Raw genomic sequence first — 15,138 nt, 5'->3', positions numbered from 1 at the left:
GCTGGGGGCCAGCGGTGGGGTCTGGTAGTGTAGCGGTTAGCATATCTGCCTGTCACGCAGAAGGTCGCGGGTTCAAATCCCGTCCGGACCGCCAAAGAATGGCCGCCAAAGAATACAGAGTGGGAGCTTTCGGGCTCCTACTTTTTTTGTTTGTGCTGGGCGAAGGGCTGTGCTGGACAAACGGAAAGTGGCGCCGGGAAGGCGCTCAGGTCAAGTTTTTCTGCGCCGAGGAAACAGACTTGTGTTCCCCCCGCCCAACTGTCATCCCGCATGACCTGTTTCGCTCACTGTGCCGCTATCATGGCCCCCGGTTTCGCACGGCGTGGTCGTCGGGAAAGGTGCTCACTGCCCTGCCCGGCTACTGCCCCGCGCACGGCGAGCCTCAGGCCAATACGGAGGGCGCCCACCTTGAAAACCAGCACGAAATATACCGTTGCCGACGCGGCAGAAACCTACTCGGTCCCCAACTGGAGCGGCGGCTGGTTCCGTGTCGGCGACGACGGCCAGATGGAAGTCACGCCCTCGCCCGGCCTGCACGTGGTCATTCAGGACGTGGTGGACGCCGTGGTCGAGCGCGGCGAGAGCCTGCCGGTCATTCTGAGATTCCCCCAGGTGCTGACGGGCCGGGTCAAACAGCTCAACGAGGCGTTTCACAAGGCCATCGACAAATACGAGTACCGGGGCGCCTACCAGGGCGTGTTTCCCATCAAGGTCAATCAACGAAGATTGGTCGTCGAGACCATCGCCCAGGCGGGCTACAGCTACGCGCACGGTCTGGAGGCGGGCAGCAAGGCCGAGCTGGCGCTGTGCCTGGCCCAGAAACTGCACCCCGACGCGCTGCTGTGCTGCAACGGCTTCAAGGACGACGGGTTCATCAAGCTGGCGCTGTGGGGGCGGACGCTGGGCAAGAACGTCGTCATCACGCTGGAGAAGTACAGCGAGCTCGACCGCATTCTCAAGCAGGCCCGCGCCCTGGGCGTCAAACCCGCCATCGGGGTGCGTTTCAAGCTGCACGCACGCGGTTCGGGGCAGTGGGAGGAGTCCGGCGGCGACCAGGCCAAGTTCGGTCTCAACGCCTACGAATTGCTGCGCGTGGTCGAGAGGTTGCGCGACGAGGGCATGCTCGACTCCCTGGTGATGCTGCACACCCACATCGGCTCGCAGATCACCGACATCCGGCGCATCAAGGTGGCCGTGCGCGAGGCGACCCAGACCTACGCGGGCCTGGTGGCTGCGGGCGCGGACCTCAAGTACCTCAACGTCGGCGGTGGCCTGGGCGTGGACTACGACGGAAGTAAAACCACCTTCTACGCCTCGATGAACTACACCGTGGGCGAGTACGCCGCCGATATCGTCTACACCGTGCAGGAGGTCTGCAAGGCGCGGGGCGTGCCGGAGCCCACCATCGTCAGCGAGTCTGGCCGGGCGCTCACGGCGCACCACTCGGTGCTGGTCGTGCCCGTCGTGGACGTGACCGGCCCCACCCGCGACCTTCAGGACATCCCGGAGGCCACCGAGGGCACCCACCAGATCGTGCGCGACCTCGAAGAGGGGCTGGAGAACATCTCAGGGCGCAACTACCGCGAGCTGTACAACGACGCGGTAGCCGACAAGCAGACGCTGCACAACCTGTTCGATCTGGGCTACATCACCTTATCCGAGCGGGCACGCGGCGAGGCGCTGTTCAACGCCATATTGCGCAAGATCCAGAAGCTGACCGCCGGGGAAAAGTACGTGCCCGACGAGCTGGAAGACCTACAAAAAGTGCTGGCCGACAAGTATATCTGCAACTTCAGTTTGTTCCAGAGCCTGCCGGACAACTGGGCCATCCAGGCGCTGTTTCCCATCGTGCCGCTGTCCAGGCTCGACGAGAAACCCACGCGCCAGGGCACCCTGGTCGACATCACCTGCGACTCGGACGGCAAGATCGAGAAGTTCATCGATCTGCGCGACGTCAAGGCCACGCTGCCGCTGCACGAGCCCGACGGTAAGCCGTACTACCTGGGCGTGTTCCTGGCCGGAGCCTACCAGGACGTGCTGGGCAGCTCGCACAACCTGTTCGGCAAGGTCAGCGAGGCGCACGTCACCGTCCGGCCCGGTGGCCGCTACCACATCGATCTGTTCGTGCGCGGCCAGAAGGCCCGGCGCATGATCGAGAGCATGGGCTACGAGGAAGGCATGCTGCGCGGCAGCATCGAGGACCAGGCCGACGAGGCCATCAAGGACGGCTTCCTGACCGACGAGCAGGAGGTCGAGCTGCTCGAAGACTACGGCGAGGAGCTGCTGGGCTACACGTATCTGGAGTACGAGGCGGACTGAGGCGGGAGACGGGGCGCGGGGAAAGAGGGCACGGACGGCCTCTTCGTCATTCCACCAGGCCCAGTTCCCGGCCACGCCGCACGGCATCTGTGCGGTTGGTGGCGTCGAGTTTGGCGATAACGTTGCCCACGTACACCTTGACAGTGCTTTCGGTGATGCCCAGTTGAAGAGCAATCCTCTTGTTGGAATGGCCCGCCGCAAGGCTGAGCAAGACCTCCAACTCTCGCCTGGTCAGCGCTTCGGGCACTATCAGATCGGTTGGCTGGGCGGGCGCTGGTCTGGCCGAACCCACATAGCCTGCCAGGTGGACAGCGACTTTGGGGTCGATCACTTTGACGCCTTTGACAGCACTCCTCAGGGCGTGCAAGATGGTGTCGATCTCTGCCGTTTTAAAGAGGTAGCCGATCGCTCCAGCGTTCAAACCGCCCAGCATGTCTTCGACTTCCTCGAAGGTGGTCAGGAGCACCACAGGTGGGCCGCCGCGCTGAACGAGCGCTGCCGTCGCTTCGATGCCGTCCATCACTGGCATTCGCACATCCATCAGCACCACATCCGGCCCGAACTGCTCGGCCATCTCCAGGGCGACCGCGCCGTTTTCGGCCAGGCCGACCACTTCCATATCATCTTCCAGCTCCATCAATGCCGCCAGTCCGCTGCGCAAAATGACTTGATCGTCAACAATCAGTACCCGCATATCAAGCTCCTTTCCCGAACGGCAGCGCTACGCGCAACGTAAAGACATCTTCTGTCGCCTCGCTGCTCGCAGACCCGCCGAGCAACGCCAGGCGCTCCTGCATGGTCCTCAGTCCTGTTCCGGTTCGGCTGCTCTGAACAGCGGGCCGCGTGGCCAAGGGCGTCAATTGGCGATTGGTGATCGTCAGGGAAAGTGTCTGCTGAGCGTGTTCGAGCGTTATGGCGACCGGCTGCCCTGGCGCGTACTTGTGGGCGTTGGTCATGGCTTCCTGAACAGCCCGGAACAGCACCAGCGTGGTCGCCACAGGCAAGGCTGGCTCGGAGGGGGGCAGGTGCAAACTGATGCGCTCCGGCCAGTTCTTGACCAGTTCGCCCAGCGCCTGAAACAGCGTGCCGTCGAGCTGGGCCGGTTTGAGTGCGAAGACCACTTCCTGAAGCCGTTCCTGGGCCACGCTGCTGCGGAGCATGGCGCTGTCGAGCGCGGCCAGAACGGGGGCAGAAGCGTCCACCGACTTTTGCTCCAGTCGCCTGGCCCGCTGAATTTCCAGCCGAATGGCCGCCAGTTCGTGCCCCAGGCTGTCATGCAGTTCCCTGGAAATCGTCGTGCGCTCTTCGAGTAGCACCTGCTGCACCTGCGCGTTCTGGCTGGCGCGTACTTCCTGGTAAGCCCAGCTCAGCACCAGTTTCTGTTCCTCGTTTCTCAGCATGTACTCGAACGCGGCGTACCCGAACCCGGCTTGCGTGAGCGTCAGGATAACCAGCACGAGAAGTTGCGGATCGCCAGCAGGCAGTGACGGCGAAAGACCGACCTCCAGCAGCACGCTGAGCACCAGCAAGGCCCCAAAAAACATCAGGGTCGGGCGAAACAGCAAAAAGTAGCGGGCCACGATAGGCAACACCAGCAACACGGTGGACGGACGATCTGCCCAGATGACGAACACGGCGATCGCCAGCCCTGATAGACCCAGCAGCACCTGTTCGGCGGTCGAGCGCACGCCTGGCCGGATGGCCCACAGCACGCTGCCGAACCACAGCAGCGCGAACAGCACGCGCCCCAGCACTACCCTGACATCGCTAAGCGGCAGCGTCGCTTCGCCGCCTTGCCTGATCACCAGGCTTTCGAGCAAGCTGGTCAAGATGCCCAGGCCCACGAACGCCACCACCGGACCAACGCGGGGGCGGTTCAGGAAACTGGCAACGTCCGGGCGACGGGCAAGCGCCGGAATTACCATAGTGAGTGCAGGCGAGAAAGCATACCCCCAGCTTAGGAGAGATGAAGCGGCCTGTATACTCAATCAAGGAGTAGTCCCGACTACGCCTTTAGTCGTAAGACCTTCTACTCCCTTGGTGGTACGACCTTTGGGCAATGCGCGGAGCGCGGACAACTGCCACACTAAATCCCATGAACACCAAATCGATTCTCCTGACGGCCCTCCTCCTCGCCCCCTTCGCTGGTGCTGCCTCGGTGCAGCCTTCAGCAACGCCCCCGGCACTCGTGAGTGTCAAGGCGGCTGCTTTGCCACAGGCGCAAGCTCCTGTAGTTTCCTCAACTCTGCTCGCGAAGACCAGTACGGCTGGTTTACCACAGGCCCTGAACGACCAGGAATTGGATGAAGTGACGGGTGAAGTTCTTCCGTTAGTCATTATCGCAGTGAGGGTTGGAGGAGGAGCAGCTTTAGGGGCTGTTATTGGTGCAGTTAAGAGTTATCAAGAAACTGGCAAAGTTAACGCAGGATCGGTGGCCCTTGGTGCTGCTGGCGGCGCTGCGACTGGAGGATTTGGAGCCTTCCTTAAAATTAAAGGTTTCTAATTCAAAGCCTCCATTTGGGGGCTTTAAGGAGTTCACTCGATGGTTTTAACATCAATTGCTATAGTAGTGTTGGCCATCGATGTGTTAAGTACACACATTGGTCTACGTAAGGGTTTTGAAGAGGCCAACCCACTCATTGCACTACTGACTAGAAGATTTGGTATAAATCGTGGACTTGGACTATATGTCTTGTATGTTTCTATTGTTTTAGGTGTCTGCTACTTCTTGGATGCACCCTCCGGAAGTATAATATTCATCCTTGTTACAGTTTTTGCAATCAGAAACAACATGATTCTACTTTTAAAGCGTAGACGGTGATAGGAATTGCCGAAGATTAAAGTTTAAAACCATATGCGTTCAAGAAAAGCGCCTTTACAGACATCAAGACACGTTACGGCGGATGTCAGGTAATCTAGCCAAAATTCTCAACACTTTCGACCCATCATTCTGCTTGGGCAGCGTTTGTATTATCATCTGCTAGCCAATCACTAGGGGAATTTATGAAAAAGATGCTACTCGTTGTTGTGCCACTGCTCCTATCCAGCTCGTTCGCTTTAGCCCAGGAAGTTCCAAGAACCTCCATGCCCATGAACTTAGTTCCCTCCTGCATCTTAAAACTACTGGCCGGTGATAAGAACGCCTGTACACCTATCACTGTTCCAACTCCCCGCCCCCTGCCAGACCCTGTCCGCCCACTGCCTAAGCCTCTGCTGCCGCCGCCCGCCCCGATTCAGCCCTGGCCGATCAAACCGGCACCCACCATCCATCCCTGGTGCTTGGGCTCCCCGCTGTGTGTTCCGCCCGCAGCGCGTCAGTAATTTGGGCACGAGTGCTATTAAAAGTACTCACGAATTTTTACTTGGTAAACCTTAAGCCACTTTATATGAGGAAGCAGAATAAAGTAATTCTGCCTCCTCATATGTTTTAAAACAAGCAGGTGTGTTATGGAATCACAAGTAACAACCACTACTGCCGTCGCGACGATTGTTGTTATAATGTCCGCGTGTAATAGAGTTATAATTCTTAGATTGATAACATATTTATTGTTACCAGGATTATTTGGCCTGTATGCTGTGAGATCAGGCGCTATTGACATTATTGAGCTCTCAAGTATTTTAATTTTTTTGTCTCTTGGTGCAACTCTAGCTGAAATTAGACTCAAATTTTATGAAATATTTCTGTATGCTATAGCTATTTTCGCCCACTCATATTGGTTCTCAACAATAGAAGACGTAGTATATATAAGAATGCTTACAGTTAACTTTGGGTGTGTACTACTGGCCTGGTTAGTAGTTTTTATGACTTTCAACAAAGGTAAGATAATGAGCAGAACTGTTAGGGGCCAGCAAAAGCAAAGATGAAGCTAGATGTCCCACTTAGGTCCAGAGCGGCATCATCGCACACGTTAAAGCTTAGAGGAATAGTATGAAGAGGAAAATCACCACACTTCAAGAGTCGTACCTGTTTTTTGCTGTATTCGCTACTTACCACATATTAGACTATGTTGTCTCCTCTTTCAAAAATAGCGAGCCTATTGTAGCGCTTGGTTTCGTGGATCCTATCGCCAGGTCAGCGTTTTCAGCAGTACTCTACTTCGCCTTCATCACGATGTACAAGAAGTGGACCAGAAACAGGTACGAAGCCTGATTCTTCGCTACGTGAATAGAATAAAACAATCGAGGGGAAAGTGACTGTCTTGAAGTTTGTAATAACCATGCTCGTTTCTTCATTTACATACCTTCTAGTCGGATATGTTTTAATCAGTGAGATTACGAGTATCGCCAGCTACTTAAACCGTGACCTCCTCCTCAAATCTCTCTTCGTCGGCGTTATGATCTCGACTCTGACTTCCATCCTCTTTGGCAGTAAAATCTTCAAAGCCAGTTTTAAAGGTAAGCTAGATTGAAGGTGTAGGATAATCAAACAAGCAACATGACGAGGGTATCCCAACTATAGCCGTTCGAATAACATCGCTAAACTAGGAGATACATGAAACAAAACATGTTGATGATTCTTGAAAAAGGCTGTATGTTTTTGGCAGTGCTGTTTGCACTCCATTCTCTAGAATATCTGATTTCTACACTTAAAGATGGCGGCATAGTTAAGATTGTTGGTTTTGTCGAACCTTTGATCAGATCTATTTTTCTTGTTCCACTCTGCTTCTTTTTAAACTGGATCTTTCGTAAAAGTAGCTGGTCACAAGGTTACAATTAATGCACACCATCACAAAAATTATAGTCAATACCTTGGCAGCAACTTTATTCTTCAACGCGGGGGCGGCTTCCTCGGACGCATCCACGACCTACCGCGAACTCCGCTACCAGAGCGTCATCGGCCAGACCGCCGACTTCACCTGTGGCCCGGCAGCTATCGCTACCCTGCTCACCCATTACTACGGCCAGCCGGTCACGGAGCAGTCGGTGACGGAGCGCTCGGTGGCCGAGATGAACGCGCGGGGCAAACAGGTGACGGAAGGGCTGACCTTGCTCTCGCTCAAGAAGGTGCTGGAAGAGGAACAAGTCACCTCGGCGGGCTACAAACTGACGCTGGAGCAGCTCCGCACTGTCATGGCGGCGGGCCTGCCGGTGGTCGTCAACGTAGTGTATCCCAGGGGCCATTATTACCTGGTGCTGCACGTAGACGAGCGAACCGTGCTGATCGCCGATCCCAGTTGGGGCGTGCGCTCACAGCCACTGCCAAATTTCCTGAACGCCTGGAACGGAGTGGTACTGGTGCCCAGACCAGACGAAGCGCAGGCCACCCGCGCCAGAGCCGAAGTGGCCGCGCAGGTGAGCAAGTACCAGGAGCGCCTTGAGCGACTTCGCACCGGAGGATAACGAACATGAATTGGAAACCTATGAACCGAAAGAATATGAACCGGAACCCCTGGCGAGCGGCGCTGCTGGCCGCTGCGCTGTGCTCTGCGGCGAATCTGGCAAGCGCCCAGAACCTCCAGCCCATCGATCCACTTCAGCGCCCGAAATCAGGGGCGGGCAGCAGCAGTTTCAGCTTCAGCGGCGAGTACAGCCCGAACGTCGCCGGAAACGCCATCAGCCTCGGCGCTGGACTGGGACTCACGGCCAGTTACAACGTGACCGATCAACTGTCGGTGACGGCCTCCACCGGAGTTTCGGCTTCACGAACAGAATCGGTGAATGAGCAGGGCGTGACTGCCGTGACAGGTGCCGGACGTTGGAACGGCCTGAGCGTCGGGGCGCAGTACACCTTTGGTGGAAGATTTGCTCCCTCGCTGGGCCTGGACGTAGGCTTACCACTGACGGGTAACGGCTGGGCCGTCACGGGCAGCGCCTCGGCCTCCTTCCTGCGCGACCCGCTGATTCTGGACGCGACGGTGGCCGCGTCTTATTACAGTCAGTCGGAGCCGAGCATCAGCGTGGGCACGGGTGTCGGCTTCGTGGTCAACGACGCCGTGACTCTGCGCGGTGACGCGGTGCAGAGCCTGACCTTCGCAACCCTCACTCTGCCGTCGACCACCCTAGGATTTGGCGGCGTGTACAAATTCAACGAGCAGAGTAGCGTCCAGACTCGAACGACTCTGGATATCGTGGGCGGGCGGTCCAGCGCAGGTGTCAGCCTGAGCTACGTCTACCGGCCCTGATCTTTACCCACTTCCAACAGCCCACTTCCCCCTACAAATCCCGTTTCGAAAACCGCCACATCGCCAGCCCCAGCGCCAGCGCGGCGTAGACTGCCGCCCACACCAGCAGCGCCGGGTCTACCGGCACGGTGGAGGAGACCGGGCTGCCGCCGCGTGCCAGCTTGGCAATGTCGAGCGCCGAGGCCGTCTGAAGGTTGTAACTGGCACCCAGCCACAGCGCGTTGGTAGGCATGGCGACGTTGGCCGCGCTGCCCAGAGCCGTCATCGTGGGCGAGCTGGCGATGGCACCGATGAACTTGAGGATGCCGCCCGCCGAGCCCAGCCCGTAGAGGACGAACACGGCGATGCCGTTGGCGAGCGTGGCGAACAGGGTGCTGCCCAGCACCGTCAGGCTGGTAATCAACACGATGGCAAGCAGCACCTGCAAGATGGCCTGGGCGGGCGCGGGCGGCAGATAGCCGGTAATCAGATACAGGCCGGTGAGCAAGATGACCGACACCAGCAGCACGTAAGCCACGTTGACGCCGACAAAACCCAGCCACCGGCCCAGCACGACCTGGGCGCGGGTCACGGGCCGGGCGATGATCGACTGCATCACGCCGTTTTCGATGTCGCCGCTGACCGAGGCCACCGTGGACAGCACCGCCATCAGCGAGCCTAGAAAGTAGACCAGGTACATCCCGAACAGTCCGGAATAGACCACCGGCAGGTTGCCCAGGCCGCGCCGGGGACCGGCTTCCAGCCCGGCCTCGGCGGCGCGTTCGGCCAGGGTGCCCTGCAAGCGAAATACGCCGTACAGGTAAAACCCGATGAAGGCGGCGGTGAGAACGAGCAGCACCACAATCAGTTTCTTGCGCAGCGCCTCGCTCAGCGAGAGCCGGGCGACCAGCCAGACGTTGCCGAGTCCACCAGCAGCGCCGCTCACGCGACCCGCCCGGCGCTCTGCATCTGCGGCGCCTGCCCGGTGTCGCCCTGGGTGCCGACCAGTTCCAGAAACAGGTCTTCAAGGTCGTGCTGGCGGGGCGTCAGAGCGTAGAGCATCACCCCAGCGTCCTGCACGGCGCGGGCGACGGCGGGCACCGCCTCCTCCCCGCTGACCGTCACGGTGATGGCCTGGCCGAGCTGCCCTGCCGGAGCGGGATGCTCCTCGATGGGGCCGAGGTTCGCCAGCGCGGCCCGCAAGTTGGGCGTCAGGCGGTCCACCTTGACATGCACCGGCAGCGCCCCGGCCAGCAGCTCACGCATGCTTCCGGCACGCACGACCTGCCCGGCCTTGACGAAGGCCACCCGGTCGGAGACCTGCTCGACTTCCGAGAGCAGGTGGGAATTCAAAAAGACAGTCACGCCCTCGCGCCGCAGCTCCAGAATGATCTCGCGCACTTCCACCCGGCCAATCGGATCGAGGGCCGAGGTCGGCTCATCGAGGAACACCAGCCGGGGCCGGGCCAGGATCGCCCCGGCCAGCCCGGCCCGCTGGAGCATGCCCTTGCTGTAGCCGCCCAGCGCCTCGCCCCCGCGCCCGCCCAGACCGACCCGCTCCAGCACGGCGGGAATGCGGCTGCGCAGATCGCCTGGTTTGAGTCCGGCCAGCTTGCCGTGAAAGCGCAGGAACTCCGCGCCGGTCATCCAGGTCTGAAAGCGGAACTGTTCGGGCAGGAAACCCAGCCGCGCCCGCACCGCCGCGTCGTCCGGCGAGCCGCCCAGCACCTTCAGCGACCCGGAGGTGGGCCGCACCAAGCCCAGCAGCATCTTCACGGTGGTCGATTTGCCCGCCCCGTTGGGGCCGAGGAAGCCGAAGACCTCGCCCTCACCGACCTGCAAATCGAGACTTTGCACCACGGCGCGGCCCTTGTACTCCTTGCACAGACTGTGTGTTTCAATCGCTAACGTCATCGTGTCCTTTGGAAAAATTCGGGAAGCTGAACATCCTTCCCATTCAAGCGTCTGCCCTGTCCAAGCGTCTGTCCCATTCAAGCGTGCGCACGTCAAGATTCGGCCCGACTATGGCGCAGGCTCCCTCATGAGAAGGTCCATTCAAAGGTAGCGCCCGGAGGTGAGACGGGGTGTTGGAAGTGTTGCGGTTGGGGGCGCCTTCGGCGGGCTTGTGGCTTGTGGCTTGTGGAAGAAAGCGGGAAATGGTACGCGGGGACAGATGGGGTCATGGGCGGGGCTCACGAGCGACCCCTCACCCCGGCCCTCTCCCCTACGGAGAGGGAGCTAAGTATGTCCCTGCTAACGTTTCAGGCTTCCGCAAAAAGCGCTCCATCCCTCCACTCCCACCAGGACATACTTTCTTCCTCACTCGCTCCGCTCGGTAAATCTAAAGCTTTACAAGGAGATACTTAAAAGCAGCGTCCCAGAGGCTATTTTCCGCTGAAGTAGACCAATAGCTTCCAGCGCAGCCAAGCATGCGCAGTTGCGGAGCACGGGCGCCCCACATGATCTACACGATGCGGAGAACGCGGTGAAGAATTGAGCGTGTGGGACGCCACGGAAGTACCATGCCTGGCGCAGCGACAGACGCATTGGCCAAAAGCTGAAGCCCCACCAACACAACCCAACCGCCCCAAGCTCATCCAGCCGCCCAAACGACGTATGGGCGAACCCGAAAAAGGCCCGCCCACACGGCGACTACCCGCCCTCAGCGCGGCGAGAGAATATCCTCGATGCGGCTGAGAACCTCCTCGCTGAGCCTGACGCCCGCCGCCTTGACCGTATCCTCGATCTGACCGGCCTTGGTGGCGCCGGTAATGACGCTGCTGACCCCCTTCTGGCGCAGCAGCCAGGCCAGGGCGAGCTGGGCGCGGGTGAGTCCCAGGTCGTCGGCGATGGGCCTCAAGTCACGGACCTTTTGCAAGTTCTCTTCGGTCAGGAAGTTCTTGCCCCAGTTCTCCTTCTCGGTCAGGCGGGCACCGGCAGGCTTACCGTCGTCGTATTTGCCGGTCAGCAGACCCATCGCCAGCGGACTCCAGACCACCAGTCCCACGCCCGCCGATTCGGTGTACGGCAAGATCTCGCCCTCCACCCGCTCGCGGCGGATCATGTTGTATTCCGGCTGCTCCACGACCGGCGCATGCAGGCCGTGGGCGCGGGCGAACTCGACGGCCTGGGCGATGCGGGCGGCGGGCCACATCGAGGTGCCCCAGTAGAGCGCCTGGCCGTTGCGGATCACCTGATCGAAGGCCATCACGATCTCTTCCATTGGGACTTCGGGGTCGTAGCGGTGGGCGAAATACAGATCGAGGTAATCGGTGCCCATCCGCTTTAAAGTGCCGCGAATGCTTTCCAGCACGTGCTTGCGCGAGAGCCCCCGGTCGTTGACGTGATCGCTCATCGGCCAGTAGACCTTGGAGGCGATCACCAGGTTGGCCCTGGGCAGTTCGTTCAGGGCGGCGCCCATCATCTCCTCGGACTGGCCACGGGCGTAGATGTCGGCCTGATCGAAGTAATTGACGCCCTCGTCGTAGGCTTTGTGGACGATGCCGCGCACCGTCTGCGCCTCGTTGACGTTGACGCCGTAGGTTTCCCAGCCGCCGAGAGAGACTTCCGAAACCTTGAGCCCACTTTTGCCTACATTGCGGTATTCCATAAACCCTACTTTATCGTTTAAAGCACGGCAAGCGTCGGCTTTAAGGTGAAGTAAAGATTCTGGCCGGGCGCCATCTTTCCGGCAGCGTCGGCGTCAGGATATAGCCCTGCGCTACCGTACCGAACACTTCGGTTCGCTGCGGCCAGGCGTGGGCATACAGGGCGACGTAGGCGCATATCACCGCGTCGGTTTCGTCCTCGTGGTTTTTGAGGGCAACGCCGCGCAGCTTGGGCGGATCGGTGGCCAGCAGCGTTTCCAGCCCGGTCAACGGCGGCTCGGCCCGCTCCAGCGCCGCCAGATGCGCGTGGTACTCGGCCCAGGCGCTCTCCAGAGCGTCCCGGCCCTGCCGCTTGGCCTTGTACTTCAGCGTCCGGCTGAGCCCGAAGAGCGCCACCATCGCCGCGTGCGGGTAGACCTCGATCATGGTGCGGGTGTCGGAACCGGCCAGATGGTGCGGATCGTCAGTCAGGCCGCGCGCCTCCAGCGCCTGCCGGATGAACTCACCTCGCAGCACGCCGCCGTTGTAGCGGCCCAGCAGCGTCCGGTTGGCCGGGTGGGCACCGGCCTGAAAGCGGGCGAACACGGCGGCCAGCTCGGCTTCGGCGGGGCGCTGACCGGTCAGGTTCGGCACGCTCAGCGGCGCGTCCACGGCGACGATCACCGGGCCGGAGAGTTCGCAATCAAAAAAGTCCAGCAGCTCGGCGTCACCGTGCAGCAGACCGGACTGCACCAGCCGGGCGCCGCTGCGGTCACCCTCCAGCACCGCCACACCGCTGGGGTTCTTCGCCGACCAGGCCAGATCGAGGCCGATGAACTTCACGCCTTTTTTCGCCACCGGTTGGCCCGCTCGCCCTGGGCCGCGAGTCGGGCCGTCTCCTCAATGCGTCTGGCCCGTGTGGGCGCCGTTTTGGCCTGCACGATCCATTCGGGAATGCCGCGCCGGGCGCTGCGCACAAAGGCGGTCCACCGCGCCAGTGCTCCGGCCCCCTCCAGGGCGGTCTGGAGGTCGGGCGGCACTGCCAGCGCGTCCACGCTGCCCAGCAGGGTCCATGAGCCATCCCGCTTGGCAGCCAGGATGCGGGCGAGGCCGGAGGCGTGCAGCAGTCCGGCGACCTCCAACTGCTCGATTCTGGCTTTGTTGACGGCGCTCCAGCCGCTGCCCTTTTTACGTGGCGCGAAATAGAGTGTGGACCGGCGCTCGTCGAGCTTGCGCCCCACGCTGTCGCTCCAGCCGAAGCACAGCGCCTCCACCGCCGCGTCAGCGGCGCTCTTTTTGTGCAGCACGCAACGGACACCGCTCGCTGTGGCGTGGTGCTCCAGCGGCCACTCGCGCCAGGCGGCGCGGTTATTGGGCTCGAAGGTGTCGGGCTCGAAGATGTCTGGCTCGAAGATGTCTGGCGGCGCGGCGGTCACGCCCTGAGTCTACGGCGACCCGGCTTTCTGGCGCTCAAACCAGCTTCCCCAGTGCGGAGTGCGCCCGTCGATGTCGGTGAAGCCGTACTCGTCCATCAGCGTCCATGACGCCAGGGCTCGCCCATTGAAGCGGAACCTGTTCGGGTCAGCCGCCAGATGTGCCAGCGCCCGCCCGACGAAATGCGGCGTTTCGGATTCGGCGAAATTGGGGTCTTGCCCAATGGCGTCCCGCCAGGTCTGTGCGGTCACGCCGAAGTGGCTCAGCATCTCCTCGCTGCGCAGAAAGCCGGGCGTCAGCGACACGCTGGTAATCTGCCGCGCGTCATCCTTGAGTTCACTGGCCCAGTTCTGCGCCAGGCGCATCACGCCGGTCTTGGCCAGGTCGTAGAAGAAATTACCCCGGTAATACCAGCCGTCGCCGTCGGTGATCTCGGCGATCAACCCGCCCGGCCTGAGCAGCGGCAGCCCGGCGTGGGCGGTCAGGATGTGCGTCCAGACGGCGCGTTCCAGCATCAGGCGGCCTTTGCTCAGGTTCTGCTCCCAGAAGCGCTGGCCCCACTCGCTCAGCGACTCGCCGCCCCAGATGTCGTTGACCAGGATGTCGAGGCCGCCGAACTCGGACTGCACCCGCGCCATCAGGGCCGCGACCTGGCGCTCGTCGCTGTGGTCGCAGCGGATCGCCACGCCCCGTCCACCCGCCGCCGTGACGAGTTCAGCGGTGTCCTCGGTGGTCTCCGGGCGATTCAGGTCGCTGGCTTGCGTCCGCGTGCTGCGCCCGGTGCAGATCACGGTGGCGCCGCGTGCGCCGAGCTGCACGGCGATGCCCCGGCCCGCGCCGCGCGTGGCTCCAGCGACGAGGGCGACCCTGAGCGCGAGTGAGTCGTTCTCCATGCCTTGAGACCATACACGAAGAATGGAGCCTGTCCCAATTGTCAGCCTTCCGTGAGGAATCTGAAGCCAGAATGAACAGGTGAAAAGTATTCTCGTCCTGGCCCTCCTCAGCAGCCTTTCCTTTACCTGGGCGCAGGACTACAAACCCAGTGCCGAGGCGGTCAAGAGCGTGGACGCTCAGGCCGTGGCGTTCACCGGCAAGCACTGCACCGGTCCACTGAAATCGAGGCCGCCGCGCCAGATGTCACCCGCCGAATTCACGCAGGTCGCCACGTTCATGGACAGCGGGATGAAAGCCGCCGCCAAGAAAGGCCTGTCCGTCACACTGAAGTCCTCACTGGAGGGCGGCAATCTCTACCGCATGTAGATAACCGAGCTGAAAAACGGCGCCAAAAAGGCCGGGTTCATGGTGATGTACCTTGATGGAACTCAGTTGTATCTGTACAGTTGCGAGCTGAAGTAAGAGGTGAAGCCAAATCTAGGAATTTGCCGTTCTGGTTTTTCATTCTGAACGAAATGAAGGATCTCGCCGTTCGACTACGAAATCCTTCGCTCAGGATGACAGCATGCTGCTGATAACTGCATGCTGCTGATAACTGCATGCTGCTGATAACTGCATGCTGCTGATAACTGCATGCTGCTGATAACTGCATGCTACCTCGTTTAGAGCAGATTTCACAAAAAGGCCATAGGATAGGCAGCCCCGAACCAGCCGAGGACATCCTGAACTGTTACGGCATCAAGGGCCTTCCCAATAGCACTCCAGAGCGATGGCAGGTCGCGCCACCGCCCAGCCCTGACCAA

Annotated in this window: 15 protein-coding genes and 1 tRNA gene; 8 read left to right on the top strand and 8 right to left on the bottom strand. The window is 60.5% G+C overall.

Features of this window, described 5'->3' with window-relative positions:
* Window positions 1-18: 18 nt before the first annotated feature.
* Window positions 19-94: transfer RNA gene (locus Q0R23_RS00095), tRNA-Asp, on the top strand.
* Between the two features lie 314 nt (window positions 95-408).
* Complete coding sequence (gene speA, locus Q0R23_RS00090; protein WP_293908986.1) at window positions 409-2,319, top strand: biosynthetic arginine decarboxylase; 1,911 nt, start codon at window positions 409-411, stop codon at window positions 2,317-2,319.
* A 46-nt stretch (window positions 2,320-2,365) separates the two neighbouring features.
* Here the strand turns inward: speA and Q0R23_RS00085 are convergent, their stop codons facing one another.
* Together Q0R23_RS00085 and Q0R23_RS00080 are read right to left on the bottom strand one after the other, a co-directional pair.
* Window positions 2,366-3,013: a response regulator transcription factor gene (locus tag Q0R23_RS00085; RefSeq protein WP_293908984.1), complete on the bottom strand. Its 648-nt coding sequence runs from the start codon at window positions 3,011-3,013 to the stop codon at window positions 2,366-2,368.
* Between the two features lies 1 nt (window position 3,014).
* Window positions 3,015-4,244 (bottom strand): histidine kinase, encoded by a 1,230-nt coding sequence (locus tag Q0R23_RS00080; protein ID WP_293908982.1) that lies wholly within the window; start codon window positions 4,242-4,244, stop codon window positions 3,015-3,017.
* Window positions 4,245-4,414: 170 nt separating this feature from the next.
* Here Q0R23_RS00080 and Q0R23_RS00075 point away from each other — a divergent pair, with 170 nt between their 5' ends.
* The 5 genes from Q0R23_RS00075 (at window position 4,415) to Q0R23_RS00060 (ending at window position 8,441) form a co-directional block, all read left to right on the top strand.
* On the top strand, window positions 4,415-4,822 hold the full coding sequence (locus tag Q0R23_RS00075; protein ID WP_293908980.1) for a hypothetical protein: 408 nt from the start codon (window positions 4,415-4,417) through the stop codon (window positions 4,820-4,822).
* 39 nt (window positions 4,823-4,861) lie between these two features.
* Window positions 4,862-5,140, top strand: a complete 279-nt coding sequence (locus Q0R23_RS18470; RefSeq protein ID WP_366520365.1) for a DUF5658 family protein — start codon at window positions 4,862-4,864, stop codon at window positions 5,138-5,140.
* Window positions 5,141-6,811: 1,671 nt separating this feature from the next.
* Window positions 6,812-7,036, top strand: coding sequence for a hypothetical protein (locus tag Q0R23_RS00070; protein WP_293908978.1), 225 nt, complete (start codon window positions 6,812-6,814; stop codon window positions 7,034-7,036).
* A gap of 32 nt (window positions 7,037-7,068) precedes the next feature.
* Window positions 7,069-7,659 carry a cysteine peptidase family C39 domain-containing protein gene (locus Q0R23_RS00065; protein ID WP_293908976.1) on the top strand — a complete coding sequence of 197 codons (591 nt, stop codon included), beginning with the start codon at window positions 7,069-7,071 and terminating at the stop codon, window positions 7,657-7,659.
* A gap of 20 nt (window positions 7,660-7,679) precedes the next feature.
* On the top strand, window positions 7,680-8,441 hold the full coding sequence (locus Q0R23_RS00060; RefSeq protein WP_293908974.1) for an outer membrane beta-barrel protein: 762 nt from the start codon (window positions 7,680-7,682) through the stop codon (window positions 8,439-8,441).
* A 31-nt stretch (window positions 8,442-8,472) separates the two neighbouring features.
* On the opposite strand, the gene Q0R23_RS00055 is transcribed toward Q0R23_RS00060, so the two are convergent.
* The 6 genes from Q0R23_RS00055 to Q0R23_RS00030 all read right to left on the bottom strand — a co-directional run bounded on the left by Q0R23_RS00055 (window position 8,473) and on the right by Q0R23_RS00030 (window position 14,334).
* Complete coding sequence (locus tag Q0R23_RS00055; protein WP_293908972.1) at window positions 8,473-9,366, bottom strand: ABC transporter permease; 894 nt, start codon at window positions 9,364-9,366, stop codon at window positions 8,473-8,475.
* Entirely contained in the window at window positions 9,363-10,334 is a 972-nt protein-coding gene (locus tag Q0R23_RS00050; protein ID WP_293908970.1) for an ABC transporter ATP-binding protein, read from the bottom strand. The genes Q0R23_RS00055 and Q0R23_RS00050 overlap by 4 nt, the downstream gene beginning before the upstream one ends.
* Before the next feature lie 748 nt (window positions 10,335-11,082).
* Window positions 11,083-12,030 carry an aldo/keto reductase family protein gene (locus Q0R23_RS00045; protein WP_293908968.1) on the bottom strand — a complete coding sequence of 316 codons (948 nt, stop codon included), beginning with the start codon at window positions 12,028-12,030 and terminating at the stop codon, window positions 11,083-11,085.
* A gap of 40 nt (window positions 12,031-12,070) precedes the next feature.
* Window positions 12,071-12,850 (bottom strand): DUF429 domain-containing protein, encoded by a 780-nt coding sequence (locus tag Q0R23_RS00040; protein ID WP_293908966.1) that lies wholly within the window; start codon window positions 12,848-12,850, stop codon window positions 12,071-12,073.
* Window positions 12,847-13,443, bottom strand: a complete 597-nt coding sequence (locus Q0R23_RS00035; protein WP_293908964.1) for a YdeI/OmpD-associated family protein — start codon at window positions 13,441-13,443, stop codon at window positions 12,847-12,849. Before Q0R23_RS00035 ends, Q0R23_RS00040 begins: the two co-directional genes overlap by 4 nt.
* A gap of 9 nt (window positions 13,444-13,452) precedes the next feature.
* The gene (locus tag Q0R23_RS00030; protein WP_293908962.1) at window positions 13,453-14,334 is read right to left on the bottom strand and encodes an SDR family oxidoreductase; all 882 of its coding nucleotides are present in this window, start codon (window positions 14,332-14,334) and stop codon (window positions 13,453-13,455) included.
* Window positions 14,335-14,413: 79 nt separating this feature from the next.
* Between Q0R23_RS00030 and Q0R23_RS00025 the strand changes: the two genes are divergently transcribed.
* Window positions 14,414-14,701, top strand: a complete 288-nt coding sequence (locus tag Q0R23_RS00025; protein ID WP_293908960.1) for a hypothetical protein — start codon at window positions 14,414-14,416, stop codon at window positions 14,699-14,701.
* Window positions 14,702-15,138 lie beyond the last annotated feature (437 nt).

It is taken from the genome of Deinococcus sp. (genome assembly GCF_025362455.1).
In the GTDB taxonomy this organism is placed as follows: Bacteria; Deinococcota; Deinococci; order Deinococcales; family Deinococcaceae; genus Deinococcus.
This window is presented reverse-complemented; position numbering and strand designations above follow the sequence as displayed.